The organism is Mycobacterium sp. 3519A, assembly GCF_900240945.1.
Classification (GTDB): domain Bacteria; phylum Actinomycetota; class Actinomycetes; order Mycobacteriales; family Mycobacteriaceae; genus Mycobacterium.
Window position 1 is genome coordinate 2306870 of sequence record NZ_OESG01000013.1, and the last position, 17510, is coordinate 2324379.

At 66.2% G+C, this 17510-nt stretch carries 14 protein-coding genes; 3 read left to right on the forward strand and 11 right to left on the reverse strand.

The window, feature by feature from the left end:
* Positions 1-14: 14 nt before the first annotated feature.
* Positions 15-3149 (forward strand): adenylate/guanylate cyclase domain-containing protein, encoded by a 3135-nt coding sequence (locus C1A30_RS19040; RefSeq protein ID WP_235009984.1) that lies wholly within the window; start codon positions 15-17, stop codon positions 3147-3149.
* Positions 3150-3160: 11 nt separating this feature from the next.
* Here C1A30_RS19040 and urtE read toward each other — a convergent pair whose 3' ends face one another.
* From urtE to urtA, 5 genes are read right to left on the reverse strand one after another with little or no spacing between them, the layout of a single operon-like run.
* Positions 3161-3853, reverse strand: a complete 693-nt coding sequence (urtE, locus tag C1A30_RS19045) for an urea ABC transporter ATP-binding subunit UrtE (RefSeq protein WP_101949708.1) — start codon at positions 3851-3853, stop codon at positions 3161-3163.
* A complete protein-coding gene (urtD, locus tag C1A30_RS19050; RefSeq protein ID WP_101949709.1) occupies positions 3853-4653 on the reverse strand; it encodes an urea ABC transporter ATP-binding protein UrtD in 801 nt (266 codons plus the stop codon). Before urtD ends, urtE begins: the two co-directional genes overlap by 1 nt.
* On the reverse strand, positions 4650-5771 hold the full coding sequence (gene urtC / locus C1A30_RS19055) for an urea ABC transporter permease subunit UrtC (RefSeq protein WP_101949710.1): 1122 nt from the start codon (positions 5769-5771) through the stop codon (positions 4650-4652). Before urtC ends, urtD begins: the two co-directional genes overlap by 4 nt.
* Positions 5768-6652, reverse strand: a complete 885-nt coding sequence (gene urtB, locus C1A30_RS19060; RefSeq protein ID WP_101949711.1) for an urea ABC transporter permease subunit UrtB — start codon at positions 6650-6652, stop codon at positions 5768-5770. Before urtB ends, urtC begins: the two co-directional genes overlap by 4 nt.
* A 1-nt stretch (position 6653) precedes the next feature.
* Positions 6654-7919: an urea ABC transporter substrate-binding protein gene (gene urtA / locus C1A30_RS19065; protein ID WP_101949712.1), complete on the reverse strand. Its 1266-nt coding sequence runs from the start codon at positions 7917-7919 to the stop codon at positions 6654-6656.
* Positions 7920-8164: 245 nt separating this feature from the next.
* Between urtA and C1A30_RS19070 the strand changes: the two genes are divergently transcribed.
* The gene (locus C1A30_RS19070; protein ID WP_101950315.1) at positions 8165-8581 is read left to right on the forward strand and encodes a hypothetical protein; all 417 of its coding nucleotides are present in this window, start codon (positions 8165-8167) and stop codon (positions 8579-8581) included.
* Between the two features lie 9 nt (positions 8582-8590).
* Here C1A30_RS19070 and C1A30_RS19075 read toward each other — a convergent pair whose 3' ends face one another.
* The 3 genes from C1A30_RS19075 to helR are packed head-to-tail and all read right to left on the reverse strand — an operon-like array spanning position 8591 to position 12598.
* The gene (locus C1A30_RS19075; RefSeq protein WP_101949713.1) at positions 8591-9505 is read right to left on the reverse strand and encodes a 2-dehydropantoate 2-reductase; all 915 of its coding nucleotides are present in this window, start codon (positions 9503-9505) and stop codon (positions 8591-8593) included.
* The gene (locus C1A30_RS19080; RefSeq protein WP_101949714.1) at positions 9502-10386 is read right to left on the reverse strand and encodes a haloalkane dehalogenase; all 885 of its coding nucleotides are present in this window, start codon (positions 10384-10386) and stop codon (positions 9502-9504) included. The genes C1A30_RS19075 and C1A30_RS19080 overlap by 4 nt, the downstream gene beginning before the upstream one ends.
* A gap of 46 nt (positions 10387-10432) precedes the next feature.
* Entirely contained in the window at positions 10433-12598 is a 2166-nt protein-coding gene (gene helR, locus C1A30_RS19085; RefSeq protein WP_235009986.1) for an RNA polymerase recycling motor ATPase HelR, read from the reverse strand.
* A gap of 181 nt (positions 12599-12779) precedes the next feature.
* Between helR and C1A30_RS19090 the strand changes: the two genes are divergently transcribed.
* Positions 12780-13799, forward strand: a complete 1020-nt coding sequence (locus tag C1A30_RS19090; protein WP_101949715.1) for an Rv2578c family radical SAM protein — start codon at positions 12780-12782, stop codon at positions 13797-13799.
* A 72-nt stretch (positions 13800-13871) separates the two neighbouring features.
* Here C1A30_RS19090 and C1A30_RS19095 read toward each other — a convergent pair whose 3' ends face one another.
* From C1A30_RS19095 to C1A30_RS19105, 3 genes are read right to left on the reverse strand one after another with little or no spacing between them, the layout of a single operon-like run.
* Complete coding sequence (locus C1A30_RS19095) at positions 13872-15125, reverse strand: acyl-CoA dehydrogenase family protein (RefSeq protein ID WP_101949716.1); 1254 nt, start codon at positions 15123-15125, stop codon at positions 13872-13874.
* Complete coding sequence (locus C1A30_RS19100) at positions 15122-16255, reverse strand: acyl-CoA dehydrogenase family protein (protein ID WP_101949717.1); 1134 nt, start codon at positions 16253-16255, stop codon at positions 15122-15124. The genes C1A30_RS19095 and C1A30_RS19100 overlap by 4 nt, the downstream gene beginning before the upstream one ends.
* 9 nt (positions 16256-16264) lie before the next feature.
* Entirely contained in the window at positions 16265-17488 is a 1224-nt protein-coding gene (locus C1A30_RS19105; RefSeq protein WP_101949718.1) for an amidohydrolase family protein, read from the reverse strand.
* Between the last annotated feature and the right edge of the window lie 22 nt (positions 17489-17510).

Sequence of the window (17510 nt, forward strand, 5' to 3'; positions counted from 1 at the left end):
TCGGCGGTACTGGCGTGAAGACATCTTCGGTGGCCTGCCCTGCATGCCGCAGGGACTTGCGGGCGGATGCGAAATTCTGCGATGCGTGCGGCACCCCGACTTCGACTGCCGTCGAACCCGCCGAGTACAAGCAAGTCACCGTGCTGTCCGCCGACGTGGTGCGCTCGATGGACATCGCGGCCACGGTCGGTCCCGAGCGGCTCCGCGAGATCATGGCCGCCCTCGTCGACCGCTGCTCACGCGTCGTGGATCGCTACGGCGGAACCACCGACAAGTTCACCGGCGACGGGATCATGGCGCTGTTCGGGGCGCCAGTGGCGTTGGAAGACCACGCGTTTCGGGCATGCCTGACCGCGCTGGCCATTCAGGACGAGGTGAAGGACCTCGCTGACGAGGTGAAGCGGCGCGACGGAGTCGACCTGAGTTTGCGCATCGGATTGAACTCCGGAGCGGTGATTGCAGGACAACTCGGCACGACTCCTTTTGGCTACACCGCGGTCGGCGAACAGGTGGGGATCGCGCAGCGGATGGAGTCGGTGGCCCCGCCCGGCGGCGTGATGCTCAGCCAGTCCACCGCACGCCTGGTGCAACACGGAGCGACGTTGGACGCGCAGCAACTGGTGCACGTCAAGGGCCGAGAGGAACCACTACCCGCGCACCGGCTGCGCGAAGTCACGCTGCACCACGGCCGGGCGGCCGCTGCGGAAGTGCCGCTGGTGGGTCGCAGGCGCGAGATCGCCGAAACGACCGCAGTTCTGGACAAGGCCATCACCGGCGCCGGTGGAGTTCTGCGGATCGTCGGGCCTGCCGGTATCGGCAAGAGCAGGCTGGCTCGCGAGACGGTCGCGGCGGCCACCGCGCGCGGGGTGCCCGTGTTCTCGACGTTCTGCCAATCGCACGCCCGCGGTATCGCGTTTCACGCCGCGACCGGTCTGCTGCGCGCGCTCTTCGGTACCGGCGGCGTTGCGCCGGACCAGACGCGGGCCCGCATCAGAGCGTTGTTGTCCGATGCCGAGGACGAGGATCTGCTGCTGCTCGAAGACCTGCTGGGCATCGGGGAGCCTGATGCGAGGGCTGCCGAACTCGACGCAGATGCTCGCCGTCGGCGACTGCGGCAGGTGGTCAGGTCCGCCGCGCTGGCCCGCGCGACGCCGACCATCTACCTGATCGAGGATGCCCATTGGATCGACGACGTGAGCGAGTCGTTGATCGAGGCACTCTTCTCGGTCCTCCCGCAGACTCGTTCACTTGCGTTGCTCACTCACCGACCCGAATACCGCGGCGTCCTGGCCCGGACGCCCGGCGAGTGCACGATCCGCCTGCTTCCGCTCGAAGGTGAGGACGTCCCGCTGCTGACGGCCGAACTGTTGGGCGACGACCCGTCGGTGACTTCGCTGGCTGCCCAGGTGGGGGACCGGTCGGCAGGAAATCCGTTCTTCGCCGAGGAGATCGTGCGCGATCTGGTCGAACGCGGTGTTCTGCGCGGTAACCGCGGCGCGTACGTCTGCCGTGTGGACGCCGCCGACATCACTGTGCCTGCCACCGTGCAGGCCACCATCGCCGCGCGCATCGACCGCGTCAGCCCGGCAGCCAAACGAACGTTGCACGCGGCGGCCGTGATCGGTTCGCGCTTCGACGCCGGCCTGCTCGCATTCGTCGACCCCGACGCCGCACTCACGGATTTGGTCGAAGCCGAACTCGTCGAGCCGGTGACCGCTTTTCGGCCAGACGAGTACGCTTTCCGCCATCCGCTGATCCGTGCCGTCGCCTACGAATCGCAATTGATCGCGGACCGGTCGGAACTGCATCGGCAGGTCGCCGAGGCCATCCAACAGCATCAGCCGTCGGCCGACGAGAATGCCGCGCTGATCGCATCCCACCTGGAAGCCGCGGGCGAATTACCCGCGGCGTTCGGTTGGCACATGCGGGCCGGGGCGTGGCTGACGAACCGTGACATCGGCGCGGCGCGGGCCAGTTGGCAACGCGCCCGCGAAATCGCGGACAGATTGCCGGACGACGCAGCGGACACCGTGCCGATGAGAATCGCCCCGCGCACGCTGCTCTGCGGCTACGCATGGCGCGCAGGCGGTAACGGTGTCGACGCCAGCGGCTTCGACGAATTACGCGAACTAGCCGGCGGCGAAGGCCATGTGATATCCAGCGTGATGGGCACGTCTGGCATCCTCGTCGCGATGACGCTCAACCACCGGCTTCGCGAACTGGTCTCGCTCGCACCGGATTACATTCACGTGCTCGAGTCAACGGCGGACCCCGCATTGATCCTGCTGATCAACACCGCGAGCCATGGAATGTTCCTCGCGGGTCGAATCACGCAGGCGCTGGCCTTGTTTCAGCGCGCGATCGACGTCGCGGACGGCAACGCCACGCTCGGCAACTTCTTCTTCGAATCACCATTGGCGTGGGCGCTCACCCTGCGCGGAGTCACACGTTGCAGCCTCGGGGAGGCCGGATGGCACGAGGATCTGCACGCCGGGGTCGCCATGGCGCGCGAAGTACAGGGCATAACGCGGGCCGCTGTCGTCGCCGGTGGCTACGTGCCCGCCGTCCTGAATGGTGTGCTGGCGGTGGATGCGACGTTACTGGCGGACACCGACGAAACCCTGCGGGCCGCCGAACGCTCCGGCGACGATGTGAGTCTGGCGTGGGCGCGAATCACCCACGGCATCATGCTCGTGCGGGTGAATGCCGCTGACTCCGCCGGTATGAGTCTCCTCATGAAGGGGCGCCAACAGGCGTGGCGGCACGGCGACCTGCTGACGGCGACCATGGCCGATGTTCAACTCGCCGAATACAAAGCGCGCGCAGCGGAATTGGACGCGGCGATCGAGATCGCCAGGGCAACGACTGCGCACCTCGTCGAGTGCGGCGAAGTGCTCTTCCGCGGCCCGGCGACGGTGGTGCTGGTGGAGGCCCTGCTGCAACGAGGCGCCGGGCGCGATCTGCAGGAGGCGCACGCGGTCGTCGACGAGCTGGCGGCATGCACAGTCCATCCCGGGTTCGTGCTGTACGAGTTGGCGCTGCTGCGATCCCGTGCGGCGTTGGCGCGCTTCCGCGGTGACCGACAGGGGAACGCGGAACTCATGCAGCGGTATCGCGAGATGACGGTCCGGCTTTCCGCGCAGCTATAAGCACATCGGCGTCAGATCGCCATCGCGGCGCGGACGTCAGCCTCCGACGACGAACCTCCTACGCCCGAGGACGTGACGCGGCCCGATTCCAGGATGTAGTAGCGCTGCGCGGACTCGAGGGCGAAGCCGATGTGCTGCTCGACCAACAGCACTCCCAGGTCGCCGCGCTTCGTCAACTCCGTGATCGCCGCTTCGATTTCGGCCACCACCGACGGTTGGATGCCTTCGGTCGGCTCGTCGAGGATCAGGCACCTGGGGCTGGTGATCAACGCCCGCGCGATCGCCAACTGCTGCCGCTGGCCGCCGGACAGCAGACCGGCCCGTCGCGTCAGCAACTCCTTGAGCGCGGGGAACAGGTCGAGTTGCTCGTCGATCAACTGCTTGCCGTTCTTGCGTCCGTCAGCGACGACTTGGAGGTTCTCGGCGGTCGTCAACTGACCGAACGACTGCTGGCCCTGCGGCACATACGCCAACCCGCGGGCCACCCGCGCGCTCGGCCGCAGCTTCGTGATGTCGTCGCCGTCGAAAAGTACTTTGCCCGCCGTGCATTTCAACAGACCTACAGCCGCGCGTAACAGTGTGGTCTTGCCCGCACCGTTATGGCCCATCACCGCGGCAACGCCTTCGGCGGGCACCTCGAGGCTGACCCCATGGATGACCTCCGAGCGGCCGTAACCGCTGCGCACGTCCACAAGCTGAAGCATTACGAAATCCCTTCTGCGCCTGCGGCCGCCGTGCCCAAGTAGACCTCCTGCACCTTCGGGTTGGCCTGTACCTCGGCCACCGACCCTTCGGCGATCACCTGTCCACGGGCCAGCACGGTCACCGACGTCGCGAACGCTCGCATGAAATCCATATCGTGTTCGACGACGACCACCGTTCGTTCGCCGCCGATGCGGCGCAACAGGTTTCCGGTTTCTTCGCGCTCTTCGTGGCTCATGCCTGCGACCGGCTCGTCGAGCAACAACACGTCGGCGTTCTGCACCAGCAGCATGCCGATCTCCAGCCACTGCTTCTGACCGTGCGCCAACACCCCCGCAGGCTTTTCCGCCAGATCCGTCAACCCGGTGATGTCGAGAGCTTCCTCGATCGCGGGCAGTATCCCCTTACGCCGCCGCAGCAGCGTCCACGCGGACCGGCCGGCACCGGCGGCGATGTCGAGGTTCTGCAGCACGGTCAGCTGCTCGAAAACGCTTGCCGTCTGGAAAGTCCGGCCGACACCGGCCCGAGCGATCTGGTGCACCTTCTTGCCGAGCAACTCGACGCCGGACTTGTTCACCGACCCGGTTGCGGCGACCAGTCCGGTGATCGCGTCGATGACGGTGGTCTTGCCCGCGCCGTTGGGGCCGATCAGGAATCGCAGGTCACCCTGGAAGAGCGTCAGGTCGACATCGCTGACCGCCTTGAACCCGTCGAAATCGACTGTCAAACCCCTGACTTCGAGGTACTGGCTGCCCATGCCGACGTTGCCGCCCTCGACCGGTTCCACCGTCGAACCGGTCATGCGCGCGCCTCGACTTTCTCGGCGTCCGATTCGACGTCAGAACCGGGAACCGACTTGGGTTCGTGCGATGGTGTCGGCTTGCGCTCGCGCCACCGTTTGAACAACGCACCGACTCCCGCCAGTCCGGCGGGGAAGAAGCCGACGACGACGATGAACAGCAAGCCCTGGGCGTAGGTCCACTCCGACGGAAATCGTTCGGAGAACAGGGTTTGCGCCCACGCCACACCGACGGCGCCCAGCACGGGCCCGAGCAGCGTGGTGCGCCCGCCGATCGCGACGCCGATCAGGAACACGATGGACGGCAGGATTCCGACCTGCGAAGGCGCCATGAAGCCCACGATCGGGGCGAACAGCGCGCCCGCGATGCTCGCGAAGAAGGCGGCGACGGTGTACGCGACCACCTTGATGTTGGCAGGGTCGTACCCGAGGAACCGCACCCGCTCCTCGCCGTCGCGCACCGCAACCAACAGTTCCCCGTAGCGGCTGTACATCAGCTGACGCACGATCGCGACGACGATCAGCAGCACACCCGCCGCGATGAAGTACAGCATCCGCTTGTTCGCCGGATCCTTGAGCGCGAATCCGAAGAAGGTACGGAAGTTGGTCAAGCCGTTGCTGCCACCCAGGCTCGTCTGGCCGACGAGCAGGATCGCCAGCGCCGCGGCCAGCGCCTGCGACAGGATCGCGAAGTAGGCGCCCTTGACCCGACGCTTGAACACACCCAGCCCCAGCGCCGCTGCGATCGCAGTCGGCACCACCGCGATGGCGAGCAGTGTGAACGCGGGGGAGGCGAATGGCTCCCAATACGCGGGCAGCGCACGGACGCCGGCGATCTGCATGAAGTCCGGCACACTGGTGCCGCGCAACTGCGCGTCGGCGATCTTCAGGTGCATCCCCATCATGTAGCCGCCGAGCCCGAAGAACACGCCCTGGCCCAGCACCAGCATTCCGCCGCGGCCCCAGGCCAACCCGATGCCGACCGCGACGATGGCAAAGCACAAGAACTTGCCGAGCAGGCTGAGCCGGAACTCGGATAGCACCGCAGGCGCCACCGCGAACAGCAGCACCGCCGCGATACCGAATCCGGCCCAGGTCTGCCAACGGCCGAGAATTCTCACGCGAGACTCCTTGTCCTAACGGTGAACAGGCCCTGGGGGCGCACCTGCAGAAAGACCACGATGATCACGAAGACGATCACCTTGGCCAGCGATGCCGTTGTGCTGTATTCGATGAACGAGTTCAGGAAGCCGAGCGCGAACGCCGCGATGACCGTGCCCTTGATCTGGCCGAGACCGCCGACCACGACCACCAGGAACGCGTCGATCAGATAACTCTGACCGATGGTCGGACTGGTCGAACCGATCAGCGTCAACGCCACACCGGCAACCGCCGCCAGCCCGGAACCGATGAAAAACGTGGTGATATCGGTGGTCCGGGACGAGATGCCGCTAGTCTCGGCCAGATCGCGGTTCTGCACGACTGCCCTGATTCGCCGCCCCATCGGGCTGAGCTTGAGCACAGCGGCCAACGCCGCCACACAGATCACCGCCAGCACCAGGATGAAGATCCGGCTCTTCGGTACGACTGCGCCGAGGATCTCGACACCGCCCGACAACCAGCCTGGCGCAACGACATTGACCGCGGGTGCGCCGAAGATGTCACGGGCCACCTGCTGCAGGACCAGCCCGACGCCGAACGTGACCAGCAGCGTGTCCAGCGGCCTGGTGTACATCCGGCGGATCAGGGTGACTTCGAGCAGCGCGCCCATCGCACCGCCGACCACGAATCCGATCACGAGTGAAATCAGCAGTGACAGACCGGCGCTCGATACGACTTGTTGCACCACGTAGGCCGTGTAGCAGCCGGCCATGATGAACTCGCCGTGCGCCATGTTGATGACGCCCATCTGCCCGAACGTCAGAGACAACCCCAACGCAGCCAACAACAGGATCGAGCCGAGGCTCAATCCCGTTGCCAGCTGTCCGATCAGGACCTCCATCTCAGCTCGACAGGCCCGCAGCCCACGGGTACGTCTTGAGGTAAGGGTCCGGCTTGATCGGGCCCGGCGACTGCCAGACCGTGTAGATCAGGCCGTCGGGGTGGATCTCGCCGATGCGAGCGGTCTTGGTGATGTGGTGGTTTTCGCCGTCGATCGTCACCAGGCCCTCGGGGGCGTCGAACGTGACGCCGCCGCAGGCATCTTGAATCGCCTTGACATCGAACGACTTCGCCTTCTCGACGGTGTTCTTCCACAGATAGACCGAGACGTACGCGGCTTCCATCGGGTCCGAGGTGGGCTTGTCCTGGCCGTACTTGTCCTTGTAGGCCTTGACGAACGCCTTGTTCACCGGATTGTCGACCGTCTGGTAGTAGTTCCACGCGGTCAGCTGGCCTTCGATGTTCTTGGCGCCGATGCCGGTCACTTCCTCCTCGGCGATCGACACCGAGACCACCGGCATCTTCTGCGGCGTCAGGCCCGCGTTGGTGTACTCCTTGAAGAAGGCGACGTTGGAATCGCCGTTGAGAGTGTTGAACACCGCCCCGGCGTTGGATCCGCGGACCTTGTTGACGATCGTCGAGAAGTCTGTTGAGCCAAGCGGTGTGTAGTCCTCGCCCTTGATCTCGATGCCGTTGGCGGCGGCGTACGCCTTGATGATCCGGTTGGCGGTCTGCGGGAAGACGTAGTCGCTGCCGACCAGATACAGCGACTTGATGCCCTTTTCCTTCAGGTAATCGAGGGCGGGCACGATCTGCTGGTTGGTGGTGGCCCCGGTATAGAAGATGTTCTTCGACGACTCGAGACCCTCGTATTGCACCGGGTAGTACAGCAGCGAGTTGGAGCTTTCGAACACCGGCAACATCGCCTTGCGGCTCGACGACGTCCAGCCGCCGAACACCGCCGCGACACAGTCGCTGGAGATCAGCTTCTGGGCCTTCTCAGCGAACACGGTCGGCTCCGACGCGCCGTCCTCGCCGACGAGCTGGATCTGCTTGCCCAAAACGCCGCCCGCGGCGTTGATCTGCTCGACGGCCAGATCGATCGCATGCCGCACGGTGACTTCTGAGATCGCCATGGTGCCCGACAGCGAGTTGAGTGCGCCGATTTTGATGGTCGGTCCCGAGGTGTCCACACACGACGCGGCGTTTGCCGAGTCCGACTCGGTCGCCTTGCTTCCGCAGCCGGACAGCAACAAGCTCGTCGCGGCGAGGACGCTTCCCGCAGCTAAAGCCGACCGTCTCAACGAAGTGCGTCGCGGTAGTCGCATGGGCAGCCTTTCTAGGTGTCAGCAGCGCTCATCCGCTGATGAGCGTCGGGTTGAAGCGCAGAAGTGCAGACGCCCCAGGGGTGTCAAATCGGGACGTTAGATCGCCTCTGTTTCTGCGAAATTTCTGCGTGTGACGAACGGATTAACCTGTCGACGCGGCCGAGGTCGTTTGCCGTTTACCGAGTCGGACGTTGCTGCGTGGTTGCCCGTGTAACGATCCGGTACCGTGCCGCGATGTGACGGACATGCGAACAGCGACAAGGGTTGGGGCGGCGCTTCTCGTGGCGGCCGCCGGGATTGCGGTAAGTGGTGGCATCGCGAGCGCTGAGCCGGCCGGACACCAGGTGCGGTACACGCTGACGACCGGCGGGCCCGCGGACTTCGACCTCTTCTATCTGACGGCTCAGCCGCCGAGCAAGGACGCCTACAACGCCGACGCGTACTCCTACGTGAAGAAGGAAACGGTGAACGTCGGCCCCGGCGCGCCGTGGGTCTTCGAAACCACGCTCGCCGACCCGCAGTGGGCGATCTTCACCGTCAGCAGCACCACGCACGGCGGACAGGCCGCGCCGAATCCGCACTGCGAGATCGCCGTCGACGGCCAGGTGGTCGTGCAGCAGGACGGCCCGTACAACCTGCAGTGCAAACTCGGACAGTGGTGAGGTAGCCGCCTACGGCGCCACCCGGCGGTTGTGCACGTCGACCACCACCATGGCTGCGTCCAACAACGGCGTGTCGAGGTGATGCGCGCGGGCGACCTCGGCGAGATCCGCGAACACGCCCATCTCTATCGGGCGACCGGCCCGCAGGTCGCGGAACATGGACGGCCCGAACTTCGACGACGGGTCCGTGACCACGGCGTCCAGATTGTTGCGGACCTCGTCCGCGAGCGGGTGGCCCTCGGCCGCCGCGATCGAGGACACTTCGGCCAGCACCCGACGGGCCAACGCGACGCCGCCGTCGGCGCGGGCGATCGGTCCTATCTCGGCGCCCACGAGGCAGGTGAGCACCGCCGCGGACATGATGAACGCGAACTTCTCCCACATGGCACCGCGGATGTCGTCACGGACCGCGACCGCGACGTCGGGAGCCTCCAGTTCGGCCCGGGTGCGTTTCAGCCCGTCCGCGTCGTCGCCGTCGAGCGCACCGATCTGAATGTCGATACCGGGCACGACCACGTCGATGACGCCGTCCGCGGACAACGATGCGTGCAGTCGGGCCGCCGCGCCGAGCGCGCGACGGCCGAACGCCGCAGTCAGCAGCGAGAGATGGCCGATGCCGTTGACGATCGGCACGATCCTGGTGTCGGGGCCGACGGCAGGCAGGACGTCGTCGATCGCCGATGCGACGGCGCTGGCGCGCACCGCGACGACGATGACGTCGTATGTGGTGTTCAGGTCGGCGGCGGTGACGGCGTTGACGTCGACGGTGCGGACGTCGGTGCCGTGGCGCGACCGTAATCCGCTCTCGCGCAGTCGCGCCAGCGTGTGGGCGTGAACCAGAAAGGTGACGTCGCGGCCCGCGGCGAGCAACCGGTCGCCGATGTACCCGCCGCCCGCTCCGGCGCCGACCACCAAGACGGTCATGCTCTGACCGCCCGCACGAACGAGGCGACCGCAGCGCCGATTTCGTCGGGGCTGTCCTCTTGCAGGAAGTGGATGCCGGGCACGGACACCTCGGTCTGGTTGGGCCAGGTACGCACGAAGTCCAAAGCGCGGCCGCGGATCAACGCGCCTGGTTCGCCCTTGACGAACAGTTTGGGAACATCGCACTGCGACAGCCACTGGCCGTAGTCGGTGACAGTGGCGACCACATCGGCGGGCTCGCCCTCGATGGGGATGTTGCGCGGCCAGGTCAGTGTCGGTCTGCGGTCCTCGCCCGCGCTGCGGAACGGTTCGCGGTAGTGCGCCTTCTCCTCGTTGGTGAGCTGACGCTTGATGGACGCTGGCAGCACCGCCTCGACGAACATGTTCTGCTCCAACACCATCGACTCGCCGTCGGGGGAGCGGAAGCCCTGGAACACGCTGCGCATCGGACCTGGGAAGTCCGACCACTCGATCGGCATCGCGACGGCTTCCATGTAGGCGATGCCCGCCACCCGGTCCCGGTGCCGGTTGGCCCAGTCGAAGCCGAGCGCCGAACCCCAGTCGTGCAGCACGAGAATCACCTTGTCGCCGAGATCCAGTTCGTCCCACAACGCGAACAGATAGTCGCGCTGTTCGGCGTAGTGGTAGCGGTCGGGGCCGGAGTCGTCGAGCTTGTCCGAGCCACCCATCCCGATCAGATCGCAGGCGATCAGTCGGCCCAGCCCTTCCACGTGCGGCATCACGTTGCGCCACAGGTACGACGACGTCGGGTTGCCGTGCTGGAACACGATCGCGTCACCCTGGCCCTCGTCGATGTAGGCCATCCGCTTTCCGTTGATCTGCTTGTACCGCAACTGCCCGTACGGTTTCGCTCCCGGCACTGAAATCCTCCTCGATTCGATTTCCTGTCAACGGTTTTCGCGGCGATCAAGCCACATGCGGTATCCGCAGGCCGCTCAGAACGTGCGGCAGCGGGCCGCAGTGCAGCACGCCGAGGCGCTGTGTGGCGCGGGTGAGGGCGACGTAGAGGTCGGCCGCCCCGCGCGGTCCCTCGGCGAGGATGCGCTCAGGCTCGACGACCAGGACCGCGTCGAACTCCAGTCCCTTCGTCTCCGATGCGGGAACTGTGCCGGGCACACCGGGCGGACCGATCACGATGCTGGTGCCCGGCATTTCCTTCTCGGCCTGCACGAATTCGTCGATGGCAGAGGACAGTTCACTTTCACCGACATGCTTGGCCCAAGGCTGGGCGCCGGATGCGCGGACGGACTCCGGCGGTTGCACGCCGGGCGCGAACTCTTCGAGCAGTGCGGCGGCGATCGCCATGATCTCGGCCGGGGTGCGGTAATTCACCGACAGCGGCCGGTACAGCCAGCGGCCCGGCACGTACGGTTCGAGCACGCTGTCCCACGACGTCGCGCCTGCCGCCGCCCTGCGTTGGGCAAGGTCGCCGACGATCGTGAAGGACCGGTTCGGGCACCGCCGCATCAGCACCCGCCACTGCATCTGCGACAGTTCCTGGGCCTCGTCGACCACGATGTGCCGGTAGGTCCAATCCCGGTCCGCGGCAGCACGTTCGGCGAGTCCCCGGTAGTCGCGTTCGGCGAAGCGGTCGGCCAGATCCTCGGCGTAGAGGAGGTCGGTGGCCAGCAGTTGGTCCTCGTCGTCCATCAGATCTTCGCGGCCGACCATCAGATCCAGCACGCCCTCGGCGAACGCGGCATCGGCCTTGCGGTCACGTTCGGCTTCGTCGTCGGGCAGCTTGGCCCGCCCCAAGAGGTCGAACAGCTCGTCGAGCAGGGCGACGTCCGGCACCGTCCACGCGTCGCCCTTGGCGCGGTGCAACGCCGGATCGGCGCCTGCGGCCTGCAACCGGTCCGGTGATTCGTACAACTCCGCCAGCAGCGACTCAGGCGTCAGCAATGGCCACAGGTCGTCGAGCGCGGCGATGAACTCCGCGGTGTCGGTGAGTTCGGCGAGCAGATCCGCGCGCATGTTCTCCCACGCCTGGCCGTCCTCTCGAGTGAGCCAGCCGCGGCCGATCAACGCGATGGCCCGTTCGGTGAGCACCCACGTCACGATGTCGCTGAACACCGCGCGGGCCTCGTTGTGCGGCAGGCCGCTTGCGCGCGCCTCCTCGATTGCCCACTCGGCGATCTCGGCGTCCATGCGCATCGTGACGTCTTTCAGCGGGATCCGGATCGGCTCGTCCGGCAGTCGCTGCCGGTCGGCCACCGCGGCGGCGAGCACGTCGAGCATCACCGTGGAGCCCTTCACCTGCGCGACGTACGGTTCGTCCTCGGCCGTGACGTGCAGCCCCGGGACCAGGTCGCCGGGCGTCATGAACACGACGTTCGTCTCGCCCAGCGAGGGCAGCACGCGGCCGATGTGGTTGAGGAAGGCCGCGTTCGGGCCGACCACCAGCACCCCGTGCCGCTCCATCTGCTCACGCTGCGTGTACAGCAGGTAGGCGACGCGGTGCAGCGCCACCACGGTCTTGCCGGTGCCGGGCCCGCCCTCGATCACCAGCACGCCGGGATGGTCGAGTCGGATGATCTCGTCCTGTTCGGCCTGAATGGTCGCGACGATGTCGCGCATGCCCTCGCCGCGCGGGGCGTTGACCGCCGCCAGCAGCGCTGCGTCGCCGCGCGCGCCGCGACCGGGCCTGCCGAACACCTCGTCGGTGAAGTCGACCAACCGGCGCCCGAGACTGTGGAATTGCCGGCGCCTGCGCATGTTCTCGGGGTTGGCGGCGGTGGCAACGTAAAACGCCCGCGCCGCCGGTGCGCGCCAGTCCAACAACAACGGCTGGTAGTCGTCGTCGGCATCGAAAAGGCCGATGCGGCCGATGTACGACGGGTCGCCGTCAAGGCTGTCCAACCGCCCGAAGCACAGTGCGTGGTCGACGACGTTCAGCCGGTTCATCTCCCGCGCCAGCGCACGGACCCCGGCGTCGCGCTCCACAAGCGGCAGGCCGTCTTCCCGCAGCGCAGCGCGGTAGGCGTCCTTGACGCGCGTTCGCTCGGCGTCGAGTCGCGCGTAGAGCCCGTCGAGGTAGCTCTGCTCGGACTGCAGTTCGTCTTCGTAGGACACGTGCCTCTTTTCCTGATCTCTGGCCTCCATCCGGCCCATATCGAAGGTAGGGGAGGATTTTGAGGCATGCCCCCGACCTTGCCGCAAGCCCCCACCCGCGTTATACGGTTGAAAGGGCATCAGGCCGACACACTCGAGTAATTACCTTGACATCATCTCGAACAAGCGTTCGAATGGTGGGGTGCGGTGGGATCGGCAGGGCGTCAGCGTCGACGACGGCGCCTTGCCGGGTCTGCAACGCATCGGCTTTGTGCGCAGCGTCCGCAGCCCCCAGTTCGAGGGCATGACGTTTCACGAGATTCTCTGCAAAAGCGCGCTGAACAAGGTGCCCGCAGCGTCGATGTTGCCGTTTCGGTACACGGTGAACGGCTACCGCGGGTGTTCGCACGCCTGCCGGTACTGCTTTGCGCGGCCCACCCACGAGTACCTCGATTTCGACTGCGGCACCGATTTCGACACCCAGGTGGTGGTGAAGACCAACGTCGCCGAGGTGCTGCGGCGCGAACTGCACCGCAAGACGTGGCAACGCGAGACCGTTGCGCTCGGTACCAACACCGACCCTTATCAACGCGCCGAGGGCCGCTACGCGTTGATGCCGGGCATCATCGGTGCACTTGCGGAGTCCGGCACACCGTTCTCCATCCTGACCAAGGGCACGCTGCTGCGTCGCGATCTGCCGTTGATCACCCAGGCCGCGGAAGCCGCCGAGGTCAGCGTCGCGGTGTCGCTGGCGGTCGGCGATCCCGAGTTGCACAAGGACGTCGAGCCCGGAACCCCAACGCCGCAAGCGAGATTGGGGCTGATTTCCGCCATCCGCGAAGCGGGTCTGGAGTGTCACGTGATGGTCGCGCCGGTGTTGCCTCGGTTGACCGATTCGGTCGAGCACCTCGACGGGCTGCTACGCCAGATCGCGGAGGCGGGGGCCACGGGTGTGACGGTGTTCGGTCTGCATCTGCGCGGTTCGACGCGCGGCTGGTTCATGGCGTGGTTGGCGAAATCGCATCCCGAACTCGTGCGGGAGTACCGCGAGTTGTACAGGCGCGGAGCGTATCTGCCGTCCGACTACCGGAAGATGCTGCACGACCGGGTGGCGCCGCTGGTGGCCAGATACGGGTTGGTCCCCGACCGTCGGTCGTTCCGCGCGGCTGAGGCGGCGGTGCCGCCACCGCCGGCCGAGGTCCTGCAGCCGACCCTCTTCTAGCGCGAGCAGACGCAAACTGTCCCAAATCGTCGGCGTGTCGGGGCATTTTGCGTCTGCTCGCGGGAGGAACGGTCAGGTCTTGTTGCGCTTCACCTGGTTGAACGGCACACCGCGGTCGGCGGCGTACTCGCGGGGGAAGCCCAAAATGCGTTCGCCGATGATGTTTTTCGCGATCTCGGTGGTGCCGCCGCCGAGTGCGCTCGCCTGCCGCGACAGGTACCGGTCGCCGTAGCGGATCAGGTCGTCGCCGCCATCGACCACGCCGGCGCTGCCCGTGATGGCCAACACGGTGTCGATCTCGAGGTGGTGGATCTCGGCGTGCGTGACCCGGATGATCGAACCCGCTGCGGGTGGCAGCGATCCGTCGAGGACGCCGTGGTACACGTGGTCGATCAACTGGTCGCGTACCGCCCGGTGCACCAGCGCCCGGCCCGCGAGAGCGCGGAGTCGCTCGTTGTCCGCCTGCCCCAACGTGGCCAGCAGCGACACGTAGTCGATGGGCACATCCGATTTGCCTTCTGCGCCAATGCCGCTGGCGAACTCGGAGCCGCCGCCCACCGCGCGCCGCTCGTGGTAGAGCTGCCGCGACGCCACCTGCCAGCCGTCGTTGACCTCGCCGACGACGGCGTCGTCGTCGAGTTCGAGGTTGTCGAAGAACTCCTCGCAGAACTCGACCGATCCGTTCACCTGCTTGATCCGCCGCAGGGTGATGCCGGGGCTGTTGATCGGCACCAGGAACATCGTCAGGCCCTCGTGCTTGGGCACGTCCCAGTTGGTGCGGGCCAGCATCAACCCGTAGTCGGCCGCGAAAGCGCTTGTGCTCCAGGTCTTCGCACCGTTGATCACCCACTTGCCGTCCTTGCGGTCGGCGCGGGTGATGACGCCCGCCAGGTCCGATCCGCCGCTCGGTTCCGAGAGCAGCTGGACCAGCACCTCTTCGCCGCGCAGCACCGCCGAGATGTGCTTGCGCTTCTGCTCTTCGGAGCCGGTGTCGAGAATCGTTGCGGCGCAGATGGTGAACGTCGGCGTGTTGAGGATGACCGGCATCTCGTAGTTGCGGGACTCGTTGTCGAACGCCTTCTGGTAGGCGATCGGGAGGCCGAGGCCGCCGTACTCGCGGGGGAAGCAGATTCCCGCGAAGCCACCGGCATAGAGCTTCTTTTGCAGCTCACGCGCGCGCCGCCACGGTTCCTCTTCGCCGCGGTCGTGTTCGGGCGGATTGGCCGGGTCGATGCGCGGCATGTTGTCGGCCAGCCACGCCCGGGCGCGAGCGGCGAACTCGTCGACCGATTCCGTGTGGGCTGGGGCAGACGCGGTTTCGGTCATGACGCGGCCCCCAGCTCGGTGAGACGGTAGACCCGCAGATTGTGTTCCTCCGGTGTGCCGAACATCGACCGGTACAGCGTGGCCCGGCGCAGGAACAGGTGCAGGTCGTGTTCCCATGTCACCCCGATACCGCCGTGCAACTGCACGCAGTCCTGCAGCATGCCCGGAGCATGTTCGCCCACATAGGATTTCGCCACACTGACCGCCATTTCGGCACCCGGTGAACGCGCAGCCACCGCCGCCACCGCGGCGTTGGTGGTCGCGCGGCAGGACTCGAACCAGATCTTGAGGTCGGCGTACTTGTGCTTGAGCGCCTGATAGGAGCCGATCGGGCGGCCGAACGAATGCCGGTCGAAACCCCACTGAATGGTGAAGGCCAGCACGGTGTCGAGAATGCCGACCACCTCGGCGCACTGCAGCACCTGCGCGATCTGACTTTGCCGCGCCACGATCCCTGGCGTCTGCTCGACAGTGCCGACCACCGCGGACTCGTCGACCTCGACGCCGTCGAAGTACACGCGGGCATAGCTTTTGACCATGTCGATCGAGCGTTGCGGCTCGACGCGCACCCCGGCCGCGTCCGTCGGGACCAGGAACTGACGCACCGCGCCGTCGCATTGTGCGACGACCATCAGCACCGCACTTTGAAGTCCCGCCTCGACGCGATCCTTGACACCGTCGATCCGGTAACCGTTCTCGGTTCTGGTCGCCGTGGTCTGCGCGTCCAGCGGAGCCCATTGCTTGCCAGGCTCATACACCGCCCACGACCCGACGACCTCACCCGACACCAACAATTCGATTGTGTCGGTGTGGTTTTCGGGTGCCTCGGCGAGACCGGCCAGCACGGTACTCACCGGGTGCAGCGGACCGGGGGCCACGGTCCTGCCTGCCAACTCGGCGACGAGCGCCAGATCGGCCACCCCGTCCCCGGATACGCTGCCACCGCCGAGATCTTCGGGCACCAGCAGACTGGTCCAACCGAGTTCGGCGGCACGCCGCCACCAACCCGAGTCGAACGAGATGCCAGCATTGTGCAGGTCCCGCAGTCGGCTCAGCGAGGCTTCCTTCTCCAGGAACGACTGGGTCGTCGAGGCGAACAGCAGCCGTTCCGGATTTGCGTCGTCGGTCATGTGATCCGTTCAGGCGGGAATGACAAGAGGCGGCACGTCGGGGTTGTGGACGATCGTGTTCTCGACCTTGAACAGGTCGATCATGTTGCCGCCCATCACCTTTCGCTGACCTTCCCCGTCCAGGCCCTGCAGGTCGTCGACCAGATGGGTCGGTTCGGCCAAGCCTTCGGGATGCGGCCAGTCCGATCCGAAGATGATCCGGTCGATCCCGCACAACTCGGCCATCTTGGCGAAATCGTCCTCCCAGAACGGCGCGACGTAGACGCCACGCTTGAAGGCCTGCACGGGATCCTCGGGGAACGCCTGCGGCATCTTCTTGTACGTGTTCTCGAACTGCTTGAACAGGTAGGGCACCCAGTCGGCGCCGTTCTCGATCGACAGGATCCGCAGGTCGGGGTTGCGGGTCAGCGCGCCGTGACACACCAGCGCCGCCATCGAGTCCTCGATCGGCCGCTTACCCATGGCGACCATCCGGAACGCGGTCGGTTTGAACGGCAGGAACTCGTCGGCAGGCTCCCAGTCGTTCAGGTACTCGGCGTATCCGGAGTCCGACGCGTGCATCGACACCGGGATACCCGCCTTGACGCACGCATCCCAGAACGGGTCGAACTCCTCGGTACCGAACGACCGGGTGCCACGCATACCGGGCACCGGCGCGGGACGGACGAGCACCGTCTTGGCGCCGCGCTCCAGGCACCACTCGAGTTCCTCGAGGGCGCGGTCGACGATCGGCAGCGTGATGACCGGCGTGGAGAAGATCCGGTTCTCGTAGTTGAACTGCCATGTCTCGTACATCCATTCGTTGAGCGCGTGGATGACGTCGTGGATCAGCTCGGGGTCGTCCTTCATCCGCTCTTCGACCAGGCTGGCCAGCGTCGGGAACATCAGGGAATAGTCGAGTCCCAGCCCGTCCATCACCTCCAGACGCGCCGCGGGTTCGCGGAACGCGGGGATCGCCTTCATCGGCTTGCCCATCACCTCGCGGAAGCTCTTGCCGCCGCTGCCGTGCCGGAAGTATTCCTCCTGTGCGCCCGGACGCGCGACGACCTCGAAGGTGGGGTTCGGGATGTAGTCGCTGACCTGATTGCGGACCATGATCTTGGTCCGGCCGCGCACCTCGATGTAGTCGATGACGTTCTTGCGGTGGTCCGGCAGGAACTTGGTCAGAGCTTCTTTCGGCTCGTAGAAGTGGTTGTCGGCGTCGAACACCGGATACGGAAGCTTGCGGGCCATTTCCGCCTCCTGGAAGTCTCGT